The organism is Kitasatospora sp. NPDC057518 (assembly GCF_042802075.1).
Lineage (GTDB): Bacteria > Actinomycetota > Actinomycetes > Streptomycetales > Streptomycetaceae > Kitasatospora.
Genome location: NZ_JBHVEU010000040.1, coordinates 1 through 22,681 on the forward strand (window position 1 = coordinate 1; position 22,681 = coordinate 22,681).

12 protein-coding genes, 1 pseudogene and 2 CRISPR repeat arrays are annotated in these 22,681 nt (G+C 72.7%); of the genes and pseudogenes, 5 read left to right on the plus strand and 8 right to left on the minus strand.

Features of this window, described 5'->3' with window-relative positions; all coding sequences use genetic code 11:
• The 6 genes and pseudogenes from ACFU7Z_RS06565 to ACFU7Z_RS06590 all read right to left on the minus strand — a co-directional run.
• Positions 1-300, minus strand: a pseudogene (locus ACFU7Z_RS06565) (hypothetical protein); the annotation flags it as partial.
• Complete coding sequence (locus ACFU7Z_RS06570) at positions 293-1,024, minus strand: hypothetical protein (RefSeq protein WP_380776631.1); 732 nt, start codon at positions 1,022-1,024, stop codon at positions 293-295. The pseudogene ACFU7Z_RS06565 and the gene ACFU7Z_RS06570, both read right to left, overlap by 8 nt.
• Positions 1,025-1,038: 14 nt before the next feature.
• Complete coding sequence (locus ACFU7Z_RS06575; RefSeq protein ID WP_049649365.1) at positions 1,039-1,563, minus strand: phage tail protein; 525 nt, start codon at positions 1,561-1,563, stop codon at positions 1,039-1,041.
• A 7-nt stretch (positions 1,564-1,570) separates the two neighbouring features.
• On the minus strand, positions 1,571-3,418 hold the full coding sequence (locus ACFU7Z_RS06580; RefSeq protein WP_380776633.1) for a phage tail sheath family protein: 1,848 nt from the start codon (positions 3,416-3,418) through the stop codon (positions 1,571-1,573).
• Positions 3,419-3,610: 192 nt separating this feature from the next.
• Entirely contained in the window at positions 3,611-3,991 is a 381-nt protein-coding gene (locus ACFU7Z_RS06585) for a hypothetical protein (RefSeq protein WP_380776635.1), read from the minus strand.
• Between the two features lie 109 nt (positions 3,992-4,100).
• Positions 4,101-5,840, minus strand: a complete 1,740-nt coding sequence (locus ACFU7Z_RS06590; protein WP_380776637.1) for a peptidoglycan-binding protein — start codon at positions 5,838-5,840, stop codon at positions 4,101-4,103.
• 588 nt (positions 5,841-6,428) lie between these two features.
• On the opposite strand from ACFU7Z_RS06590, the gene ACFU7Z_RS06595 reads away from it, so the two are divergent.
• The 4 genes from ACFU7Z_RS06595 (at position 6,429) to ACFU7Z_RS06610 (ending at position 14,777) form a co-directional block, all read left to right on the plus strand.
• Positions 6,429-8,477, plus strand: a complete 2,049-nt coding sequence (locus ACFU7Z_RS06595) for a PEP/pyruvate-binding domain-containing protein (RefSeq protein ID WP_380776639.1) — start codon at positions 6,429-6,431, stop codon at positions 8,475-8,477.
• Between the two features lie 131 nt (positions 8,478-8,608).
• Positions 8,609-9,964 carry an acetyl-CoA carboxylase biotin carboxylase subunit family protein gene (locus ACFU7Z_RS06600; RefSeq protein WP_380776641.1) on the plus strand — a complete coding sequence of 452 codons (1,356 nt, stop codon included), beginning with the start codon at positions 8,609-8,611 and terminating at the stop codon, positions 9,962-9,964.
• Positions 9,965-10,025: 61 nt separating this feature from the next.
• Positions 10,026-11,165 carry a nucleotide disphospho-sugar-binding domain-containing protein gene (locus ACFU7Z_RS06605; protein WP_380776643.1) on the plus strand — a complete coding sequence of 380 codons (1,140 nt, stop codon included), beginning with the start codon at positions 10,026-10,028 and terminating at the stop codon, positions 11,163-11,165.
• Between the two features lie 175 nt (positions 11,166-11,340).
• A CRISPR array of direct repeats spans positions 11,341-14,301; the repeat unit is 29 nt; unit sequence GGAGCAACCCCCGCGAGCGCGGGGCCGAC.
• 185 nt (positions 14,302-14,486) lie between these two features.
• Positions 14,487-14,777, plus strand: a complete 291-nt coding sequence (locus ACFU7Z_RS06610; RefSeq protein ID WP_380776645.1) for a nucleotide disphospho-sugar-binding domain-containing protein — start codon at positions 14,487-14,489, stop codon at positions 14,775-14,777.
• A 63-nt stretch (positions 14,778-14,840) separates the two neighbouring features.
• Here the strand turns inward: ACFU7Z_RS06610 and ACFU7Z_RS06615 are convergent, their stop codons facing one another.
• Both ACFU7Z_RS06615 and ACFU7Z_RS06620 read right to left on the minus strand, forming a co-directional pair.
• Positions 14,841-16,034 (minus strand): cytochrome P450, encoded by a 1,194-nt coding sequence (locus ACFU7Z_RS06615; RefSeq protein WP_380776647.1) that lies wholly within the window; start codon positions 16,032-16,034, stop codon positions 14,841-14,843.
• 242 nt (positions 16,035-16,276) lie between these two features.
• Positions 16,277-17,464: a cytochrome P450 gene (locus ACFU7Z_RS06620; RefSeq protein WP_380776649.1), complete on the minus strand. Its 1,188-nt coding sequence runs from the start codon at positions 17,462-17,464 to the stop codon at positions 16,277-16,279.
• 634 nt (positions 17,465-18,098) lie between these two features.
• Positions 18,099-19,530: a CRISPR direct-repeat array (repeat unit 24 nt; unit sequence AACCCCCGCGAGCGCGGGGCCGAC).
• 173 nt (positions 19,531-19,703) lie between these two features.
• Between ACFU7Z_RS06620 and cas3 the strand changes: the two genes are divergently transcribed.
• On the plus strand, positions 19,704-22,604 hold the full coding sequence (cas3, locus tag ACFU7Z_RS06625; protein WP_380776651.1) for a CRISPR-associated helicase Cas3': 2,901 nt from the start codon (positions 19,704-19,706) through the stop codon (positions 22,602-22,604).
• Positions 22,605-22,681 lie beyond the last annotated feature (77 nt).

The following is a 22,681-nucleotide window of genomic DNA, read 5'->3' on the forward strand; positions in this document are numbered from 1 at the left end:
GACCAGCAGCGGCGTGCGCGGCAGCGGGAGCGCGGCCGGAGGAGTCGGCGGCGCCTCGCGGAGTGCCCGCCGGAGCGGCCCCGCGGACGGCAGCGGACGCGGTGCCGCCGACGGCCGGGGGAGTGGCGCGGGCCCGGGCTGTCCGACCTCCCGGCCCGACGCGGCGGCCTCCCCGACGGGCGGCGGCGCCGCCCCGAGCGTCTCGATCCGTTCGAACGGCCCCGGCAGGCGCGGCCGGACGCGGACGGTGTCCCCGCCGGGGCCGCCCTTCGCGACCAGGCGGTCGAAGTAGTCAGGCATCTGCGCACAGCTCCAGGTAGTAGCGGCGCCGCAGCGGGCTGAGCGCCAGGACCTCCGGCTCGCTCCAGCCGTAGGCGGTGGCCAGCAGGTGGACGTCGAGCAGGGTCGCGCGGGCCCAGGCGTCCAGCTCCTCCCAGAGGTAGGAGGCGATGTCCAGTTCGGCGAGGGACTGCCGGCCGCAGTCGGGGCAGCCGAGGTTCAGCCGGACGTCCGCGCAGGGGTCGGCCGCGGCGGCGGCCTCGGCCACCTGCCGCTGGACCGGCTCGGGGAGCCGCCGGGCGGGCACCGGCTCCCCGTCGTGCTCGGCGCTCAGGACGCACCGCTCCAGCAGGACGGTCCTGGCCTCGCCCGCGGGGGCCCGTTCGGCGGCGGCCAGGTCGCCGGTGGTGGGCAGCCGGAAGCCGACCCGCCAGCCGTCCGACTCCACCCGCAGCGGCCCGGCGGCCGGTCGACCGGCACCGACCACCTGTCCGGCGTAGAAGTCGAACTCCATCTCCTCGGCGCACCCCGGGCAGCCCACCCGTACGGTGAGCTGTTCACCGAACAACTCGCCGCGCAGGCCGAACAGTTCGGCGTCCCGCTCGCCGACCGGTACGGCCAGCAGCTCCTCCGGCCCGGCGGCGGGCCGGGCGACGGCGTGCAGCAGCAGGGCCCGCCCGCTGCGGCCGGCCGCCACCCCGGCCTCCCAGGTGGCCAACAGGGCCGCCTCCCCCGCGAGTTCCATCGCGCTCAGGCCCCTCAGGCCGGCTGCTGGAACGATGGCTCTTCCGGCTCGGGCGTCTCCTCGTCCCGTTCCCAGCCCTCGACCTCCAGCTTGAGGCTCTGGATGGCCACCGCGTTGGCGTTGGCGTCCAGTTCGCCCAGCACCTGGTACTCGCTCGGCCAGGCCCGGTATAGCTTGTGGGCGACCGCCACCTGGCCGGCCTCGTTGAGCACCTGGATCACCAGGTCCTTGCGGAAGTCCCGGAGCGAGACCTCCGCCCCGCGGCCCGCGCCGACCATCCAGACCTTGTTGGCCCAGCGGTCGAACTCCGGGTCGTGGGTGACCCCGCGCTCCAGGGTGACCGCCTCGAAGTCGGTGCGGCCCGGCGACTTGCGCGGCGCGCTCGGATCGCCCCCGCTGCGGTGCTTCACCACCTCGGTGGTGCGCTTGAGCGGGCTGATCTTGCTGATTCCGGCGACGACCCGTCCGTCCCAGACGACCAGGAACTTGAAGTTCTTGTACGGATCGAACCGGTGCGGATTGACGGTGAACTCGACCATGGAGATCCTAAACCTCGAACTGTCCGGCGAGTTGCTCGATTTTGACGATCACGAACTCCGCGGGCTTGAGCGGCGCGAACCCGACCACGACGTTCACCACGCCGCGGTTGACGTCGTCCTGGGTGGTGGTGTCCCGGTCGCACTTGACGAAGTAGGCCGAGCGCGCGGACGTGCCCTGGAACGCGCCCTGCTGGAACAGCGAGTGCAGGAACGTGCCCACGTTCAGCCGGATCTGCGCCCACAGCCGCTCGTCGTTGGGCTCGAACACGACCCACTTCGTCCCGCGGTAGAGGCTCTCCTCCAGCATCAGCGCGAGGCGCCGCACCGGCACGTACTTCCACTGCGAGCCGAGCACGTCGGCGCCGGCCAGGGTCCTGGCCCCCCACACCACGGGGCCCACCACGGGGAACGTCCGCAGGCAGTTCACCGCGAGCGGGTTCAGCAGGCCGTTCTCCCGGTCCGTCATCGGGACGGTCAGGGCGCGCACCCCGGGCAGGCCGGCCTCCGTGCCCGCCGGGGCCTTCCACACCCCCCGCTGGCCGTCGGTGCGCGCGATCACCCCGGCGACGGTGCCGGACGGCGGGAAGGCGCGCAGCCGTCCGGTGAGCGGGTCGACCAGCTCCAGGTGCGGGAAGTACAGCGCCGCGTGGTCGCCGCGCACCGAGTCGAAGGCGGACAGGCCGGCCCGGGCGGCGTCCAGCGTCGTCCACGCCTGCGGCGAGTCGACGATCAGGAACATCCGCTTCTCCACGCAGAGCGCCTGGGCGGCCGAGACCACCGTGACGGCGTCGTCCACGTCGGCGTAGCCGGCCAGTTCGGGCAGCACCAGCAGGTTGACGTCCTGCACGTCGCGCAGCGCCTGGATGCCGGTCTTGCCCGCCTCGCTGCCGATCAGGTCGGTCAGCCCGGGGGCCCCGCCGTCCTGGCCGCCGGCGAGCGCGAAGACCGGCGGGCTGACCGAGCCCTCCAGGCCGAGGTTGTTGGCCGCCTCGCCGAGGAAGCGGACCACGTCGGCCGGGTCGGTGGAGCCGGCGACGGCCTGGAGCTGCCGGCCGAAGGCGGTCACCCGGGTGCCCGCGAAGACCCGCCTGCCCGGGGCGTCGGGCAGTGCGCGGAGCTTGCGTTCGAGCAGCAGGGCGAGCTCGGTGACGGTGGTCGGCGCGGCGCCGTCCACGGCCGGGTCGTGGATCCTGACCGTCCGCGTCACGTCGCCGATCTTCACCTGGACCTCGTGGGTGAGGTCGGGCAGGGCGGCCGCGAACGGCTTGGACACGGTGCCCACCGGGTCCGGCCGGCTCGCCGCCCGGACCTTCACCCGGACCACCGCCGAGCCGCTGTTCACCACCGTCTCGGCGAACCGGGGGCTGCCGTCCTGGACCGACAGGTCCGCGAAGGACTCCCGGACCGCGCCCGAGGTGTCGAACACCTGGAGGTTGAACGTGTCGCCGGGCGTGGGCGTCCGGTAGTCCACGGCGACCCGCAGCGTCCCGCCCCAGAGCCCCGGCTCGACGGCCGTGACGTCGAGGACCGGGGTCGCGGTGGAGGTCTGCGTCGAGGTGAGCGTGGCGGCCGCGGCGGCGCCGGTGCCGGCTGCGGCGACCCGGACGACGACCGCGACCGAGCCCCCGTTCAGGAAGAACTGCTGGACGGCGTAGCTGACCGGGCTCTGCGCCGCGAGCCCGCCGAAACGGCGCTCGAAGTCCGCGAAGCTGGTGAGGGTGACCGGCTGGTCGAGCGGGCCGCGCCGGGTGGCCCCGACGAAGGCGGTCACCGAGGTGCTCACCGCGGTGATGGTACGGACGCTGCTGGGAAGTTCTTCGATGTAGACGCCGGGGTAGGTCGGTATCGTCGGCAAATTCCCCCTCCGTTCACTTCGTGCATCAAGGGACCGATGGTGCCCGATGCAGTGGTGGCAGGCTCAGTTTCATAATCGGGTGACTATTCGTCAAGACCTGAACTGAGAAACTTAATTGTATTACTGCGCCTATTTCGTGGGGTTGCGGAGCAGGGAATTCCGCAACCCCGGGTCGGTCTCCCGTCCGGCCGGTCAGCCGCCTTCGGGCAGGTTCCGGTAGTCGGGGCGGGTGGTCGTCGGCGGCGTGGGCGGCTCCGCCGCCGCCGGTGCGGCCGGTGCGGTGGCCGCCGTGGTCGGCGTGGCCGCTACCGGCTTGGCGGCCGCCGGCGGGGTGGCCGCCGGCGGCTGGTAGGACGGCGGCCTGGCGGCCCCCAGGAACCAGCCCCAGGTCGCGCCGAACCGGTGCTCCAGGAAGCGGAACACCGCGTAGTAGGCCGTACCGAAGCCGGTGACCAGGGCGGAGGTGACGGAGGCGTTGTCCAGGTGGAGGCCGAGCCGCGCCGCCTGCACCGCCAGGAACGCCACGATGTAGGGCACACAGGTGCGCCACAGGGACAGGGCGATTTGGTACATCGATCCTCCTCGGACGACGTCGGCCGGTGACTGCGGAACAGCCGGCGACCGCGGATCGGCCGGTGGCCGTGGATCAGCCAGTGACTGTGGATCAGCCGGTGGCCGTCGATCAGCCGGTGACCGTGAAGCCGTGCGCCTGGCCGAGCCGCGTCAGCGAGTCGATGCCGGGGATGCCGTCCGCCTGCTGCCCGCTGTACCCGTACCGGCGCTGCAGGGCGGCGTAGGCGTCGATGGTGCTGGTGCCGAACGAGCCGTCGACCCACTGCCCGTCGAGCAGCCCCTCGGCGCGGAGCGCCTGCTCCACCGTGTACACGTCGTCCGGGTACGTGGTGGCGCCCTGGGCCGCGTCCGGGTCCTGGCGGGCGGCCGCGACCACCCGGGACTTCGACACCTCGGCCAGCGGGACCGCCCCGCCCAGCAGCCGGCGCAGCGAGGCCTCGCCGGGCACGCCGTCCGCGTCCCCGCCCGAGTACCCCAGACTGCGCTGGTAGTCGGCGTAGTTGAGGGTGTCGGCGTCGGTCCAGTCCGGGCCGGGGCCCTGGGTGTAGTGCGAGCCGAAGTTCGCCGCCACCAGCGCCTCGCCGACGATGGTGACCTGCGGTCCGTGCGCGCCGTAGCCGTACGACAGGCCGCCGACGCTGCTCTGGTAGCGGGCCGGCGTCGGGTCGGGCTGCGGCGCGGGCTGGGACGGCGGGGTGACCACCGTCCCGGACGGGCGCGGCGCACCGGACCGCACCCAGGCGTACAGCGCCGGGCCGGGGCAGTCGGTCGAGTAGCCGTCCTGGTGCCCCTTGATCTCCGGGCCCGCCGGGCCCTGCTGCTCGCAGTACTCGATCGCGTCCCGCAGCCCGTTGAGCTGCTCCGGGGTCGGCTCCGTCGACCCGGAGGAGCCGACCAGCCCGCACACCGCGTAGTGGGCCTCGTTGAGCGGGACATCGCCGTTGGCGCTGTTGCGCCGGTTCAGGCCGCGGCCCTCGTACACGAAGCCGTGCTCGCAGACCACGAAGCTGTAGCCGATGTCCGACCAGCCGTCGTCGTTCATGTGCGAGGCCTGGAGGCGCCGCACGTAGGCCGGGCAGGTGTCGTGGGTGTCGAAGGCGTACCGGGTGCCCAGGTAGTGCACCTTCACCCCGGCGCGCGCACCGGCGTACGGGATCGAACCGTTGGGCTCGCGCCATGCCCGCGCGCCCCACTGGTCCCGGCTCACCAGCTGCAGCCCCGGCCAGTCGGGCACCGAGGGCGTGGGGTTCGGCGTCGGCGTCGGCGCGGGCGTGTCAGGGGCCGGGGCCTGGCCGCTGCCGGCCCACGCCCTCAACTCGTCCAGCGAGCCGTTGAAGACGTCCGCGTCGAGCGGGTCGTCGCTGTACTGGTGGAAGCGCCAGGACGCCTGGACGCGCGGCGAACCCGGGGACACGTAGTCCGCGATCCACAGGAAGTCGCCCGTGTTGTCGTCCGTCCGGAACCAGTAGTCCCGGTTGGTGTAGAGGCCGACCAGGTGGTCCGGGTAGCGCTGCTTGACCGCCGCCAGCCACTGGTTCTTCGCCGCGGTCGCGTCGCCGTCGGCGACGGACTGCCCGTACGGCTCGAAGTCCAGCACCAGCAGCTCGCCCGCGGGCACCTGCCCGACGACCCGGCAGAAGTGCTCGATCTCGCCGTCGACCGGGTTCTCCGCGTGCAGGAAGTGGTAGTGCCCGACCACCAGTCCCCGCCCCCGGGCGTCCGCCAGCTTGTCGGTGTACCCCGACTGACCGGTGCGGCCGCCCTCGGTGGCCTTGATGAAGACGAACTCCGCGTCCCCCGGAATGCCCGACTGGAAGTCGGAGACGTCATAACCCTTCGCGTATGCCATCAGGAAGCTCCCCCTTCGCGCCGATGGCAGCTACGGCCGACCCGCCCGGGCCCGAGCCCGGGACGCGACGCCGACCGGAGCGTCATGCCCACCTCACCGTACCCCTCGGTATGCGTCAACTCCCTTGAAATACAAGGGATCTACGCACTTTCGCCGCATCCGGGAGTGGGCCGTTCCGGGCAATATGCCACTGGCACTGGAGGGTCGTACGCCCTGTCCTGCCCCGGTGTGCCGCCGAGGCCGCCGGGGCCGCCGGATCCGTCGGCCGGCTCCGATCGGGGTGCGCGGGGAGGGTGCGCGAGGAGTGCGCGCGCCCTCCTGAGGTCGTACAGGAATCAATGATTCCGGAAATGCTCGATCGCTCACCAAGCACCGGTCACCCCTTGTTGTGACCTTTACCACAGCTTGATGCGGCGGGGCGGATTCCCCTATCGGATTCCCGTGGCCGGATCGTTCCATGATGGCCTGATGTGACATGACCATTCGTCAAACATTGAAATCGAATGGCAATGTGGGCGCCGTCGTACCGACCCTTCTGCACCAGGTGTACTGATCGTGTACACGACGAAGAATGGCTGAACTGTGCGCATGACCCGTTCGGATCGCAACGACGCGACCACGCGGCCCCGCCTCGCCGGCGAAAAGCTCACTCTGGAGGAGTTCTCCGAGCTCGCCGGCCAGGTCGGGGGCTATCCCTATGTGAAAGTCGTACTCGACCGCGACGATTCGGTGCTCCACTTCATCGACAGCGCCGACGGCACCCTCCACGTCCGCTACATCGCGTGCGAGATCCTCGGCATGTCGATCGACGAACTGGCGCGCGGACTCGATTCGTTCAATGACGACGTGTACCGGAATCCCGACCGTCGCTTCTATCTCGGCACCCTCGCCCGCCACACCCGCCGCGCCGCGGAAAACGGCGAGGCCGACACCTTCCTGTCCCTGGAAACCGTCGACGTCGACACCATGTCCCAGGACATGCTCCGGTTCTTCTACCACCGGGTGCGCGAGCACATCGACCCCTCGCTGCCGCTGGTCCTCAAGCCGGCCGGCCACGAGCAGGAGGGCTACCTCGCCCGCATACCGGAGACCGAGATACCGCGCGTCCTGTCCCACGAGCTCTACTCCGCGGCCTCCTACGTACCGCTGAACGCCGGGACCGCCCACGGACGGCTGCGCGTGTTCGGCTCGGAGGACGAGTACCGGGCCGACCCCGAGCCGCTGGAGTGGCACGACATCGTGGTGATGCCCCGGGTGCCCGAGGACATCCCCCGGGTCTCCGGCATCATCCACACCGAACACACCACACCGCTCTCCCACATCAACGTGATGGCCGCCGGATGGCGCATCCCCAACGCCGTCGGCGTCGAAGCCGCCGAGCGCATCGACCGCGCCGGGCTGCGCGACCGATGTTGGGTGCACTACCGCGTCGAAGTCGACGGCGGAGAGCTCCTCCTCGAAGCCGCCCGGCCCGGCGACCGCGAGGAAGCCCCGCCGACCCCGCCGGCCGACCGCGTCACCGTGGACCTGCCCGACCTCACGCCCACGCCGGTCACCCCGCTGTCCGCACTGCGCGAAGGCGACCACGTCCGGTTCGGCACCAAGGCCGCCAACCTCGGCGAACTCACCCACCTGCTCCAGCACGGCTCACCGCGCTGGCTCGGCTTCTACAGCGTGCCCCGGCCGCCCCGGGACAACCTGCTCCGCTACCTCGCCCGGCAGCTCGGCCTCCCGGAGGACGCGGACACGGCCGAACTGGACGCCGCCGCGCAACTCCTGGTGAAGGAGTACGCCCACGTGCCGCGCGGCATCGTGCTGCCGTTCTCCCTCCAGCAGCGCTTCCTCGACTCCTCGGCGGAACTCCGCACCGCCGTCGACCGGCTGGACTCCGTCCTCCGGGACGGGACTTCGCTCCACGAGGGGACGCGGATCGAGGAACGGATCGAGGAACTCTGCCTCGACGCCCAGCGGCTGATCCGCGACACCCCGCTGCCCGACCCGATCCGCACCGAGATCGACCGGGCGATCGACCGGCACCTGTACGGCGCCCGCGTCCAGGTCATCCGCAGCTCCTCCAACGCCGAGGACCTGGCCGGCTTCTCCGCCGCCGGACTCTACGAATCGGTGGCCGACGTCAGCGGCACGGACGCCGTCCTCGACGCGGTCCGCGAGGTCTGGGCCTCGCTGTTCTCCCCCCGCGCGGTCCTGCTGCGCCGCCAGGCGGGCATCCCCCTGGACCACTGCCGGATGGCCGTGATCGTCCAGGAACAGGTCGGAGCCACCGTCGGCGGCGTCCTGGTCACCTGCAACCCGCTGAGCCCGCAGGACTTCCGCAACGTCTACCTCAACATCTCGCCGCGCTCCGTGACCGACGTGGTCTCCGGCCGGGGCGCCCCGCTCCAGTACCTGTGCAACACCATGGAAGGCGGCAGCCGCACCGTCTCGCTCGGCACCGCCGCCACCGACCTGGACGCCGGGACCAAGGAGCTCGTACGCCGACTGGCCCTGATCAGCAGGCTGTTGCAGTCGCACTTCTCGCCCGACGAGACGTACGCAACCCCGGTCGACATCGAGTGGGCGATCGAGGGCGACCAGATCAGCCTGCTGCAGCTGCGCCCCTTCCGCACCGCCGGCTGACGTGGCCGGCCGACACCGTCGGCTGATGTCGCCGGAACACCGCACGGGCCCGCGCACGAGCGCGCCCGTGTGCCCCTCCGCGCCCTTTCCCGCGGCCGCCCACGAGTGAACTTCCCTCAGGAGCAAGTACGTTGAACCGGATTCTGTACGTCTACGTCAAGGGCGGCGCCCCGCTGGAGTACGCCTTCCCGCGCATCGCCGCCTGCGGGGAGCTGCACGTCCTCGCACTGGCGCCGCTGCCCGCGTCCGGGGAGGACGTGTGGCGGCCCAGCTGCACCAGCATCGAGCTGGTGCCCGAGGCGCCGCGCGGGGACGACCTGGTCGAGCTGATCGTCGAGTACGCGAAGGCCATCGGGGCCGACGCGGTGCTGACCCTCTCGGAGTTCGCGGTCCTGGCCGTCGCCCAGGCCGCGATCCGCCTCAACCTGGCCGGCCCCGGCGAGGGGATCGTCCGCGCCAGGGACAAGCGGCTGATGCGCGAGGCCTGGGCCGCCGCCGGGGTCCCGATACCCGCGTTCCGCCGGGTCGACAGCCTCGCCGACCTGGACACCGCGCTGGCCGAGTTCACACCCCCGCTGCTGCTCAAGCCGGCCTGGGGCGCCGGGTCGGTCGCCCAGATCGTGCTGGACAAGCCCGAGGACGCCGCCCCGGCGTGGGCCGAGATCGAGCGCGGACTCCAGGCCGGCAGCCGGGTCGGCATGAACGAGCTGTACGCCGCCGACACCGACCACGACCGCCTCGTCGAGGAGATCGCCCAGGGCTCCACCGAGGGCTGGTACGAGGAGCCCGGCTACGGCGACTACGTCAGCGTGGAGGGGATCGTCGCGGACGGCGTCTACCGCCCCCTGGCCATCACCGCCAAGCTGCCGACCGTACCGTCCTTCGTCGAGGTGGCCAGCACCTCGCCCTCCGTCATGACGGTGCCGGTCCAGCGCCGGATCGAGGAGGTCTCCCGACAGGCCGTCGACGCGCTCGGGCTGGAGAACTGCGGCACCCACACCGAGCTGAAGCTGATGAAGGACGGCGAACTGGTCGTCATCGAGACCGCGGCCAGGTTCGGCGGCCTGCTCACCACCAGGCAGGTCCACGAGGTCTTCGGACTCGACCCGATCGGCATGCTGGTCCGCCAACTGCTCGGCGAGCGCGTCGACTACCCCGAGGCCATGCCCACCAGCGGCACCCGGGCCGCCGCGTCACTGGCCGTCGTCCCGGCCGACGCGTCGGGCGTGCCCTGGCAGAGCACCCCGCTCTGGAACCCGCAGGCCGTCGACTGGCAGAGCCTGCTCTCCCCGGGCAGCACCATCGAAGCCGTCCCCGCCTTCGCGATGCCCGCCGGCCGACCCGTCCCCGCCTTCGACCCGTCCGCCGGCTCGCGCAACTGGCTCGGGGTCTACCTGCTCAGCGCCGTCGACGCCGCCACCCTGCAGCACGACTGCAACGCCGTGCTGAACGGCATGGAAGCCGCCCTGCACCGGGCCGCCTCCTGACCCCCCGTCCTCCTCCCATCCCCTCCCTCTCCCTCTTTCTCCTTCTCCCCGAGGTTCCATCATGCGTGTACTGTTCGCCGGCGCACCCGGCCTGGGCCACCTCTTCCCGCTGGTCCCGCTGGCCAGGGCGATGCGCGAGCTCGGCCACGAGGTCGCGGTGGCCTCGATGGACGGCGGCGAAGGGGTCGCCGCGTCCGGGCTGCCGTACCTGCCCATCGCGCCCGGGGTCGACTGGCGCAAGGAGATCAGGGAGGCCGGCCGCACCCGGCGGCCCGACCTGATGCGGCGGGTGGTCGAGAGCAACTCGGCCGACCGCGAGGCCTTCGTCCCGCTGGCCGCCCACGTCAACATCCGGGTCGCCGACGAGACGGTCGAACTCGCCGCGCAGTGGCGGCCGGACCTGGTGGTGTACGAGTACCAGTTCCCGGTGGCCCTGCTCGCGGCGACCCGCCTCGGCGTGCCCGCCGTCCAGCACGACCTCGGATTCGCCCGCACCCCGAAGCTGCGCGCGCTGATGCTCGCCGAAATGGCGGACACCTTCGCCCGGCACGGAATCGACCGGCTGCCAGACCCGGCGGACACCATCGACCTCGCGCCGCCCAGCATGGCCGGCGACGAGCGGTACGGCTCCTCGATGCGGCCCGTCGCCTACAACGGCGAAGGCGAACTCCCCGCCCAGCTGGCCGTACCCGCCGACCGCCCGCGCATCGCGGTGACGCTGGGCACCGTCCCGCCCAAGACCGACGGCCTCACCAGGATCGAGCGGGTCATCGCGGCAGCCGCCGACATCGACGCCGAATTCGTCCTCGCCACCGGCGACCTCGACCTCGGCACGCTCGGCAGCCTGCCGGACAACGTCCGCCCGTACGGCTGGGTCCCCTGGCAGGCCCTGCTGTCGACCTGCGCCGCCGCCATCCACCACGGCGGCAGCAGCACGGCCCTCGGCGCCCTCGACGCGGGCATCCCCCAGCTGGTCCTGCCCGACGGCTCCGACCGCTTCATCACCGCGGCCGCCGTCTACCAGCGCGGAGCCGGCCTCAGCGCGACCGCCGAGGAGATCACCCCGGCCCTGCTCCACCGCCTCCTCACCGACGACACCCTGACCCGCGCCGCCCGCGAGGTCAGCACCGAAATCGCGGCGATGCCCAGCCCGACCACCGTGGCGGAACACCTCACCACCCTCGCCCGCCCCACCCCCTGAGCCACCCCGCACCCGACGCCGGCCGCCGTTCGCACGGAACCCCCCTCCGTACGGACGCCGCCCGGCGCCAACGCGCGCTCTGGCCCGGCAACTTCCGAGAGCCTGCGTCGCGATCCCTACGCCCGCCTGCCGACGTACGCCGAAGGCCCCTTTCTGCGAGTGCCTGTCAGGCAAGGGAGCAACCCCCGCGAGCGCAGGGCCGACGTGAGCTTCCGCCACGTCATCCCGGGCACCTCAGAGCTATCCCCGCGAGCGCGGGGGCGACGCAGCGCCGGCCGGGTGGGCAACGATCGTGCGGGAGCAACCCCCGCGAGCGCGGGGCCGACCTACCGCCGTCGCGCGCGCGGAGTCCGCTTCGGGAGCAATCCCCGCGAGCGCGGGGCCGACACTGGGCCCCAGGAGTACTCCATGGCTGGCCAGGAGCAACCCCCGCGAGCGCGGGGCCGACTACCGGCGGATCGGGTCCGAGACGCGCGGGTAGGAGCAACCCCCGCGAGCGCGGGGCCGACAGAGCCGCGTCGACACCTCGCCAGATCAGCCCGGAGCAACCCCCGCGAGCGCGGGGCCGACGCCGTTGAGGTCCCGCAGACCGCGAAGGATCAGGAGCAACCCCCGCGAGCGCGGGGCCGACGCTCGCACGACGTCCATCGCCATCTCCGGCCGGGAGCAACCCCCATGAGCGCGGGGCCGACAGGTTGATGATCGGCAGGTGCGTGCCGACGAAGGAGCAACCCCTGCGAGCGCGGGGCCAACACACGGAGCAGCCGCTCGAACGACTCGACCTCGGAGCAATCCCCGCGAGCGCGGGGCCGACGGCGCGCCGCACCCGCACTGGCATCCGTCCTGGGAGCAACCCCCGCGAGTGCGGGGCCGACCACCCCGGCCGCTCTCAGCTCGGCGAGGGCCCTGAGCAACCCCCGCGAGCGCGGGGCCGACCTCATGATGACGAACGGGCCGTAGAGGCAAGAGGAGCAACCCCCGCGAGCGCGGGGCCGACCCCCGCCTCCCGCAGCCACCGGTCTTCCGCGCGGAGCAACCCCCGCGAGCGCGGGGCCGACGTCTCGGTGTTCTGCTGGTCGCTCATCTCGGGGGAGCAACCCCCCCGCGAGCGCGGGGCCGACCGGGGGAAACACCCACGCAAATTCCGGAGTAAAGAGCAACCCCCGCGAGCGCGGGGCCGACCCGGACACCCAGGCCGGGCTGCCGACGGCCGGGGAGCAACCCCCGCGAGCGCGGGGCCGACGGAGGTTGACCTGTGCCCACTGAGGAAGAGCTGGAGCAACCCCCGCGAGCGCGGGGCCGACCCACCGAGCCCGGCACCCGTGTCCTCAACTCGGGAGCAACCCCCGCGAGCGCGGGGCCGACCCACCGAGCCCGGCACCCGTGTCCTCAACTCGGGAGCAACCCCCGCGAGCGCGGGGCCGACAGGGCACGGATCCCGCTGACGGTCAGCAGAGCGGAGCAACCCCCGCGAGCGCGGGGCCGACTCGCGACGGGCCCTTACCTTCTTCTCGGGCCACGAGCAATCCCCGCGAGCGCGGGGCCGACCGATGACGAGCCGGCCCTCGACATCGAGGGACAGGAGCAATCCCCGCGAGCGCGGGGCCGACACGTCACCACCCGCGCCTGAACAGCGACTTGAAGAGCAATCCCCGCGAGCGCGGGGCCGACCGATGGGCGAGTCTCTGACGAGAGGTCATGTCGGAGCAATCCCCGCGAGCGCGGGGCCGACGGTGCCGGGGTGGCTCACCTGGCTGTCCCACCGGAGCAATCCCCGCGAGCGCGGGGCCGACCCGCGATCGGCCCGCGCCCGGCCCGCGGAGCGGGAGCAATCCCCGCGAGCGCGGGGCCGACTCGGGGTTCCAGCGGGCGTTGGTGTTGAGGCGGGAGCAACCCCCGCGAGCGCGGGGCCGACCACGTCCCCCGTCTCCTTAGGCGCTTCCTGCCCGAGCAACCCCCGCGAGCGCGGGGCCGACGAGCCGCTGTACCTCCCCGCCGCAGCGGAGGTGGAGCAACCCCCGCGAGCGCGGGGCCGACATGCCGCCCATGAGGAAGGAGAACGCCGTCGGGGAGCAACCCCCGCGAGCGCGGGGCCGACCGAAGTACAGCCTGAACGTCGTCGCGACGCGCGGAGCAACCCCCGCGAGGCGGGGCTGAGCGCAGCGGCGCGCGGTGCGGATCTCCCCTTCTGGAGCAACCCCCGCGAGCGCAGGGCCGACGTACGGCCAGAGAGCGATGTCGATCAGACCACGGAGTAACCCCCCCGCGAGCGCGGGGCCGACTTCCTGGGGTTGCACGGGGGCCGGGGTGATGCAGAGCAACCCCCGCGAGCGCGGGGCCGACCGGCGGCCGGTGGCGGCCCGGCCGGATCGAGAGGAGCAACCCCCGCGAGCGCGGGGCCGACGTGACCAGGGAGTCGAGGCGGCCGTACACCGTGGAGCAACCCCCGCGAGCGCGGGGTCGACGCCGAGGTCCGGGTTGCCCCGGACCTGACCCGGGAGCAATCCCCGCGAGCGCGGGGCCGACGACACCCGGCGGGGGCCTTCGGGGGGTCACTCGGAGCAATCCCCGCGAGCGCGGGGCCGACCTGGACGCGGAGGGCGGCGAGCCCGCCGTCGCCGAGCAATCCCCGCGAGCGCGGGGCCGACAGCCCCAGCGAGTCCCGGTCACCCGACGAGAGGGAGCAATCCCCGCGAGCGCGGGGCCGACGACGTACTCCACCTGCTCGACTGCGAGACGCGGGAGCAATCCCCGCGAGCGCGGGGCCGACCACCGTCCCCAGACCACGGCGAAGACGATGCTGGAGCAATCCCCGCGAGCGCGGGGCCGACCAGCGCGCCGTCGCCACCCTGTCCGCAGAGAAGGAGCAATCCCCGCGAGCGAGGGGCCGACATGAGCACCCTCGCCTACCTGACCGGCCTCGCCGAGCAATCCCCGCGAGCGCGGGGCCGACTCCGTCCGAATGCGCGTTCGCGCGCGCGTCAGGGAGCAATCCCCGCGAGCGCGGGGCCGACCCCCGATTCCGCCAAGAAACTGGGCCGCTCTCGGAGCAATCCCCGCGAGCGCGGGGCCGACAGTGATGGGAAGTCGGGCACCATGCTGGCCGGGGAGCAATCCCCGCGAGCGCGGGGCCGACACTTCCTGACCTGCAGTGATCTGCGTCAACCGGCGCTGATTGATTCAGTTCGATTCGGTTGGCTTCCCACAACAGACCTCATCCGCCGATCATTGTCTCGGTGAAATCCAAGGTGGATTGTCAGGACCTCGATCTACGCTCCGAAGCGTACTCGGACATGGAGGTCGAGGCATGGTCGATGACCGGTGGCAGTGGTACCCGGCAGCAACACCGCCCTCGGCGCACTCGATGCGGGCATCCCCCAGCTGGCCCTGCCCGACGGCTCCGACCGCTTCATCGCCGCGGCGGCCGCGCACCAGCGTGGAACCGGCCTCAGCTCGACCGCAGAGGAGATCACCCCGGCCCTGCTCCACCGCCTCCTCACCGACGACACCCTGACCCGCGCCGCCCGCGAGGTCAGCACCGAGATCGCGGCGATGCCCAGTCCGACCGCCGTGGCGGAGTACCTCACCACCCTCGCCCGCCCCACTCCCTGAGCCACCCCGCCCGGCACCGGGCGCCGACCGATCCGGGGGCCCCGCCCGTTACCGGACGGTCCGTCAGACCAGCTCCAGGTGCAGCGGCAGGTGGTTCAGCTCCCAGCCGACCGGGCGGTCGCCGGGGATCAGGGTGCCGGGGTCCGCCGCGAGTGACAGTCCGGGGTAGCGGTCGAGGAGCCGTCCGAAGGCGATGGCCGCTTCCAGCCTGGCCAGCGCCGCGCCCAGGCAGAAGTGGATGCCGTACCCGAAGGAGAGGTGGTGGTCGGCCTGGGCGGCCCGCTTTCGGGTCAGGTCGAGCCGCTCGGCGCGGTCGTGGTGCCGCAGGTCGAGGTTGGCGGCGTCGAGGTGGGGGTGGACGGCCTCGCCCCTGCGGATGTGCACGCCCCGCAGGACGAGGTCGCGGTCGGCGTACCGCAGGCGCGCGGAGGGCACCGGGCCGCACCAGCGCAGCAGTTCCTCGACGGCGTGCGGCAGCAGCGTGCGGTCCCGGCGCAGCAGGGCGAGCTGGTCGGGGTGGGTGAGCAGGGCCAGGGTGCCGTTGGCGATCAGGTGGGCGGTGGTCTCGTGGCCGGCCAGGACGAGGATGAGGGTCATGCTGACCATCTCGTCCTCGCTCATCGCCGCGTTGGAGGGGCCGCTGTTAGGGCCGCTGTCCGGGCCGACGTCCGCGCTGTCGTCTCGCGCCTGGAGCATCCCGCTGATGAGGTCGCTGCCGGGCTCCGTGCGGCGGCGGTCGATCAGCTCCCGGACATGCCGGACCAGGGCGGGTGTCGCCGTCCGCAGCCGTTCGGTGTGGCCGGCCGTCAGGTTCCGGCTCCAGTCGGACCAGAGGTGCCGGTCGGGCTCCGGGACGCCGACCAGTTCGCAGATGACGGCGACCGGCAGCGGGTAGGCGAAGTGCTCGACGAGGTCGACGACGCCGGACTCGTCACGGTGGTCGGGCAGTTCGTCGAGCAGCCGGTCGGTGATCAGCTCGATCGACGGGGCGAGGAGTTGGATGCGGCGGGCGGTGAACTCGCGGGACACCAGCCGGCGCAGGCGGGTGTGGCGCGGGGGGTCCAAGTCGACGATGGCGTTGAGGAAGTAGTGGTGCGTCTCCGGTGGTAGCCCGAGCGCGGTCAGGCCGGCGATGCGCGGGTCGGGGGAGCCGTCGGCGGCGAGGGTGGAGGGGGCGCTGGTCAGGCGGGGGTTGGTGAGGACATCGCGTACCTCGGCGAAGCCGGACGCCACCCAGCCCATGGACCCGTCGGGCATCCGGCTCTCGCGGACCGGACACCCGCCGGCGTGCTCGGCGAGTACGGGTGCGGGTGCAGGTACCGGCATTGGTACGGGTGCCGGCGGTGCTACCGCCTGGTCGTTCGGCACCGTGCGTCGTCCCTTTCCGGGGCGGCCCGGTGCCCCGGGCATTTGGTCGGACCTCTGAGGCGGTCGGACATCTCTGCGGCGGAGGCTTCCCGGGAGGCGAAGGACTTCCAGGGCCCGGGCCCGCCGGCCGCTCACAGGTGGAGCGGGAGGCGGGTGAGTCGGCGGCCCACGCCCGGCACGTGGACGCGTTCCAGCCGGTCCGGGGCGACGGCCAGCCGGAGGCCGGGGAACCGGGCGGTCAGCGCACCGAGCAGGACCTGCGTCTCCAGGCGGACGAGGGCGGCGCCGAGGCAGAAGTGGGCGCCGTGGCCGAGGGCGACGTGGTCGTCCTGCGCGTCCTGGTAGCGGGTGATGTCGAGCCGGTCGGCGTCGGGGTGGTACCGGCGGTCGCGGTTGGCGCCGAGAAGGGAGAGGACGACGGCCTCGCCGGCCCGGATGCGGGTGCCGTACAGGTCGATGTCCTGAGCGGCGAAGCGCGGCCGGGTCGCCGGGACGGAGCCGCCCCAGCGCAGCAACTCCGTCACGGCTGAGGGGAGCAGGACGGGGTCGTCGCGCAGCAGGTCCAGCTGGTCGGGGTGGGCGAGCAGGGCGGCGAGGCCGTTGGCGAGGAAGTAGGCGGTGTTCTCGTAGCCGACGTTGGTCACCAGCATCGTCATCGTGACGATGTCCCGCTCCGGGAGGGGAGGTTCGCCGTCCGGGGAGGGCGTCACCATCGCGCTGATGAGGTCGTCGCCGGGGGAGCGCCGACGCTCCTCGATCAGCGCGAGCACGTGGTCCACGAGGGCGGGCGCGGAGTCGCGGACGAGGTCGGTGTCCAGGCCGTTGAGGTCGTCCGCCCAGCGGCGCCACAGCGGGCGGTCCTGTTCGGGAATGCCCACCATCTCGCAGATCACCGTGATGGAGAGGGGGAAGGCGACCTCCTCGATGAAGTCGACGCTGCCGTCGGCGGCCGCCCGTCCGGGCAGTTCGCTCAGGAGCCGGTCGGTGATCTGCTCCACCCGGGGCCGCAACGAGTGGATCCGGCGCGCGGTGAAGTGCGGTGCGACCGCCTTGCGCAGCCGGGTGTGGTCGGGCGCGTCGAGGTCCAGCAGGGCGCGCAGCAGGTACTGGTTCATCCGCTCGGGCAGGCCGAGCCACCGGATCTGCGCCATGCGGGGGTCCTCGCCGGTGAACCCCGGCACGGAGAGCGGGGACTGCACCAGCCGCGGGTCCCCGAGCCCGGCCCGGACGTCGTCGAACCGGGTGATCATCCACGCCGGCAGCCCGCCGGGCAGGGTGATCCGCACGACGGGCGCCTGCTCCCGCAGCCCGCCGAGCACGTCCTCGGGCAGCTCCGGGCACTGCGGATCTCAGATCAACGGGCAGGCGGAGAACTCCGGTTGGCCGGGCGCGGGGGAGTCACCGTCGGAAACCTCGCGCGGATTCGCCGGGCTGGTGGTCATGACGCACCCCACTCTGTGAACGCACTGCTCATGCCCCCTGCAACTCCTACCCGCCGGGATCGGTCACGGCCTCGTCCCCCGCAGGTGTGACGCCCGGGCACCGCCCCGCCCGCGCACGCCGAAGCCTGCCGCGGAGTCCGGACGAAGTCCCCCAGCGCCACGGCGGACCGGGGCCGCCGGCCGCAACGCACCTACGCCACCACCGACCTCAGCGCGATCGCCGAGGAGGTCATCCCGGCCCTGCTCTACCGCCTCCTCACCGACGACGCCCTGACCCGCGCCACTCGCGAGCTCAGCACCGAAATCGCAGCGATGCCTAGCCCGATCGCCGTGGCGTCGCACCTCGCCACCCTCGCCCACCGGGCTGCCGCACGGCCCCGCACGGAAACCCCTCCGCGTTGATGTCGCCGGTCGTCAATGCGCTCTCTCGCCCAGTAAGCCTTCGAGAGGCTGGTCTGCGATCCTCAAGCCTGCGGGGGCTCCTTCCTTAGATGGTCTGTCAGGCAAGGCGGCAATCCCCGCGAGCGCGGGGCCGACGATCGGCGCCCACATGTGGGTGACGGTCCCGGGGAGCAACCCCCCCGCGAGCGCGGGGCTGGCCCGGCCTTCCAACAGCCGTACCCGGTCCTGGAGGAGCAACCCCCGCGAGCGCGGGGCCGACCCCCGCGGCGTTGTCCACGGGAGTCCCGAGCAGAGAGCAACCCCCACGAGCGCGGGGCCGACGTCAGCGATACCTTGGCCATCGGTCAGCTCCCGGAGCAACCCCCGCGAGCGCGGGGCCGACAGGCGACCGCAAAGGGGGCCGGAGTCCAACGGGGAGTAACCCCCGCGAGCGCGGGGCCGACGAGATCACCCGATGGGTGGCACCTGCCTGATGGGAGCAACCCCCGCGGGCGCGGGGCCGACTCCCAGGTGTACGCGACGTTCCTGCAGCCCTTGGAGCAACCCCCGCGGGCGCGGGGCCGGCGGCCTTGCCGCGCTTCGAGCTGGCCTGGCGCAGGAGCAAACCCCGCGAGCGCGGGGCCGACCTGCCGCCTCCCGGCAACACACCGGCCGCACCGGAGCAACCCCCCGCGAGCGCGGGCCGACTCACCTGCGGTCGGCACGCTGCTGAAGGGGAGGGAGCAACCCCCGCGAGCGCGGGGCCGACGTTCCGCAGGTGCGGGGGGATGGCGATGCCGAGGAGCAACCCCCGCGAGCGCGGGGCCGACGGGCCGTTCACGGTCGCGTTGTCGCTGACGCCGGAGCAACCCCCGCGAGCGCGGGGCCGACCCGGTGTCCTCTTCACCGTGCTCGCGGGCGCGGGAGTAACCCCCGCGAGCGCGGGGCCGACTTCCCGCATGGGGCTTCAATAACGCGGAGCACGGAGCAACCCCCGCGAGCGCGGGGCCGACGTCGAACTCGATGCCGATGCTGTCGTGGCCGAGGAGCAACCCCCGCGAGCGCGGGGCCGACTGAGCTTCGCGGCCTCGGCAAGGGTCAGTGCCAGAGCAACCCCCGCGAGCGCGGGGCCGACGCTTCAGCGGCGGCCTCCTCGGCTTCAGCCGCGGAGCAACCCCCGCGAGCGCGGGGCCGACCACCTACGCGAAGCGTGTTATCACCCCCCGTGGGAGCAACCCCCGCGAGCGCGGGGCCGACGTCGCCACCACCGTGCTCCTGGCCGTCGTCGTGGAGCAACCCCCGCGAGCGCGGGGCCGACGTCGCCACCACCGTGCTCCTGGCCGTCGTCGTGGAGCAACCCCCGCGAGCGCGGGGCCGACTACGTGCTGTCCGGGCCCAGGGCCTTCTTCATGGAGCAACCCCCGCGAGCGCGGGGCCGACGGCGTCGGCCTCGTGCACGACATCCGGCCCGCCGAGCAACCCCCGCGAGCGCGGGGCCGACATCAGGAAGAGCAGGCCGACGCAGGCCGAGCCGGAGCAACCCCCGCGAGCGCGGGGCCGACACTTCCTGACCTGCGGTGATCTGCGTCAACTGGCGCCGGTTGATTCAGTTCGATTCGGTTGGCTTCCCATAGCAGACCTCATGCGCCGATCGTTGTCTCTTCGTGAATCCAGGGTGGATTGTCAGTGCCCCGACCTAGGCTCCGAAGCGTACTCGGACATGGAGGTCGAGGCGATGGTCGATGACCGCTGGCAGTGGTACCCGCCTGAGGTAGAGGGCTGGTTGGGTGCCCTGTGGGGCAAGTCTGCCGGGCGGGCCGGAGGGACGGCCAACCTGCTGTTGTCGCACATGCTGGACACCGCTGCCGTGGCGGAGATCGTCTGGGACCGATACCTGCCGCCGGTGACGCGGCGGCGTCTGGACGCCGTCGCGGGCGGGCCGGGCAAGGGGCGACGGCTGTTCGCCTGGCTGTGCGGGATCCATGACTGCGGCAAGGCCACCCCGGTGTTCCAGTGCCTCGACCCCGCTGGCGAGGCCGCGGTCCGCCAGGCGGGCCTGAGCTGGGACAAGTACGCGGTGAAGGGGGTGTCCTGGCGGCACGACAAAGCCGGTGCCCGTGTGTTGAGGGCGCTGCTTGCCGACGCGCAGTGGTCGATGGAGCAGGTCGGTTGGGTCTGGCCGCTGGTCGCAGGCCACCACGGTCTGATCCCGACCCTGGGGCAGCTGAGCCCGCCGAAGAGGAACGAGAGGCTGCAGGGAAACAGCCGGCCCTGGAAGCTCGCGCAGTCGGCGCTGGTGGAGGTCTTCTCCCGGGAGCTCGGCTACGAGGGCGAGGCGCCGCTTGCCGCCGTCGAACCTCTGGAGGTGCCGAGCCGAGCGGTGCAGCTCCAGCTGGCCGGCTTCGTGGTGATGGCGGACTGGATCGCCAGCGACGAGCGGCACTTCCAGGGAGTGCCGGACCTGGCGGCGGTGACGATGCCGCAGGCGCGGCAGCGGGCTGCGGCAGCGTGGGCGCGGCTCGGACTGCGCGGTGGGTGGGGAGCGCTGCCGGTACCTGGTCCGGAGGCGTTCCGGGACCGTTTCGGCCACGGGCCCAGGCCTTCGCAGGAGTTGGTCCTCGACGTGGTGCGCCGGATGGGCGGGCCGGGTCTGGTGATCGTCGAGGCTCCGATGGGGGAGGGGAAGACGAAGGCGGCGCTGGCGGCGGCCGAGCTGATGGCCGCCCGTCACGGCGCGGACGGAGTGTTCCTGGGCATGCCGACCCAGGCGACCGCGGACCCGATGTTCACCCAGGTCCGGTCGTGGCTGCGCGAGGTCGGCGACGGCCTGGAGGACCAGGTCGCGCTGCTGCACGGCAAGCGTATGGTCAACAAGCAGTGGCGCGCCCTCCTGGAGGGCACCGGTGAGTGGGGGCAGGACGCCGACTCCTACTACTCGTCCGTGGGGGAAGACGAGTTCGGGATGTCGACCGACTGCTTCGACGGCTGCCCCGACGGGGAGCGCAGGGTCCCCGCCGAGTGGTTCCTGGGCCGTCGCCGAGGTCTGCTGAGCCCGTTCGCGGTCGGCACCATCGACCAGCTCCTGTACGCCGCGACCCGCACCAAGCACGTGATGCTGCGTACGGCCGGCCTGATGGGCAAGGTCGTGATCCTCGACGAGGTCCATGCCGCCGACGTCTACATGTCGCAGTTCCTGCTGGAGGGCCTGTGGTGGCTCGGACAGGCCGGCGTGCCGGTGGTGCTGCTCTCGGCGACTCTGCCGCCCGAGCAGCGGCGTGATCTGGCCGCCGCCTACCTGGCCGGCACGCAGTCCGCGGAGGCCCCGGCGGCGCCGGAGCTTCCAGAGCCGCAGGGCTATCCGAGCGTGACGGCGGTCTGGCCGGGGCGGGACGGGCAGCCGGAGGTTCTCGTGGAGAGCACCGAGTCGTGGCGCCACGATCTCCAGGTACGGGTCGAAGTGCTCCATGAGCAGCCGGCGGAGACGGATGCCCGGGCAGCGGAGGGCGGCGCCGGGCCGGCGGACGCCGCCGTGACCGACTACCTGCGGGAGCGGCTGACCGACGGCGGATGCGTGCTGATCATCCGCAACACCGTGGCCCGCGCCCAGGCCACGTTCGACGCCCTCCACAAGGAGTACGGCGCCGACGTGCGGCTCCTGCACGCCCGTCTGCACGCAGGCCACCGGGCCGACCGCACCCAGGAGGTGCTGGAACTCCTCGGCCCGCCGAGAGAAGGATCCGAGCGCCCCGGCAGGCTGATCGTCGTCGCCACCCAACTCGCGGAGCAGTCCTTCGACGTCGACGCCGACCTGCTGATCACCGACCTCGCGTCCATGGACCTGCTCCTCCAGCGCATCGGCCGCCTCCACCGCCACGACGGCGTCAAGCGCCCCCACGCGCTGTCCCGGCCCACGGTCGTCGTCACCGGCATCGGCCTCGACGACGACAGGGCGCCGTACATCCTGCGGGCCTCCGAGGGGATCTACGGCCGCTACCTCCTGCTGCGCACGGCCGCCGAGGTCGAAAGGGCGGCGACGTCCGACGGAGGCGCGTGGAGCATCCCTGGCCAGGTGCCCGACCTTGTCGCCCGGGTCTACGGTACGGACCCGGTCGTCCCGGCGGCCTGGGCCGAGGCCGAGGCGCAGGGCTGGCAGGAGTGGGAGGAACGGCAGACCGAGCGTCGAGCGAAGGCTGCCGGGTACCTGCTGACCCGTGCCGGTGAGCACGGGGCGCAGACGCTAGCAGGTCTGCACTACGGCGCCCTCGGCAAGCTGGCCGAGGGGCAGTTCGAGGCGCTCGTCCGGGACGGCGACCCGAGCGCGGAGGTCGTCCTGGTGCGCCGCCTCGGGGAGGACGACTTCCGTGCAGTGACGGGCCGCAGCCTCGGCCCGAACGGTGAGGTCGCGGCGGAGGTGGTGGACGACGTGCTCTCCGGCACGGTACGCCTTCCCACCAGGCTGACCGAAGCGGCCGAGCAGGCGCTCGGTCCGCTGTCGGGCTGGCGGGACCATCCATGGCTGCGCCACAGCCTGGCCCTGGAGCTCGACGAGCACGGCGCCGCGGTCATTGGCGACTTCCGGCTGCGCTACGACGACCTGCTCGGCCTCGTGGTGAGCGGAGGAAGACCGTACCGGTAGCGGGGCGTGTGGGCAGGAGAGGCAGAGTGCCGCTCCGCCCACACGACTCCAACCCCGCGAACGCGGGGCCTACTTGC